We start from the raw sequence: 407 nt of genomic DNA, 5'->3' as shown, positions 1-407 counted from the left end.
GCCGGGCTGTGGCTGGCGATGCCATCGGCCAACACCAGGGTATGTTTGCCGCCCCCATGTTCGAAGTAATAGTAGATGCCTTCTTCTTCCATCAGCCGCGACACGAAGTTCAGGTCGGATTCGCGGTACTGGATGGTGTAGACGCGCTGCGGATAGCTGGCGGTGAGGCGATCCTTGAACACGGCCACGCCATGATCGCCGAAGACCTGCTTGATGATCTCGGGCACGGTCAGGTTCTGGAACACCCGGCAGTCGGTGGTGCGCGAGAGGAACCAGAGCCAGGGCCGGACGGAGGCATGGTAGCGGTGGTAGTCGCCTTCACGGCCGATCTGGGCGAAGCGGGTGACGTGGCCGCAGATCTGGCGTTCGCTGCCATCCTGCAGTTCGATGTCGAGCGAGACCGGATG

General features: G+C 62.4%; 1 protein-coding gene. It reads right to left on the bottom strand.

Going from position 1 to position 407, the window contains the following annotated elements; translation table 11 throughout:
- The coding region (locus PZA18_RS24330) for a type VI secretion system Vgr family protein (protein WP_284103471.1) at positions 1 to 359 on the bottom strand (359 nt) is incomplete at its 3' end.
- Between the last annotated feature and the right edge of the window lie 48 nt (positions 360 to 407).

Source organism: Parachitinimonas caeni (assembly GCF_030129945.1).
In the GTDB taxonomy this organism is placed as follows: Bacteria; Pseudomonadota; Gammaproteobacteria; order Burkholderiales; family Chitinimonadaceae; genus Parachitinimonas; species Parachitinimonas caeni.
The sequence above is the reverse complement of the archived record's forward strand: the minus strand, read 5'-3'. Positions and strand labels throughout refer to the sequence as shown.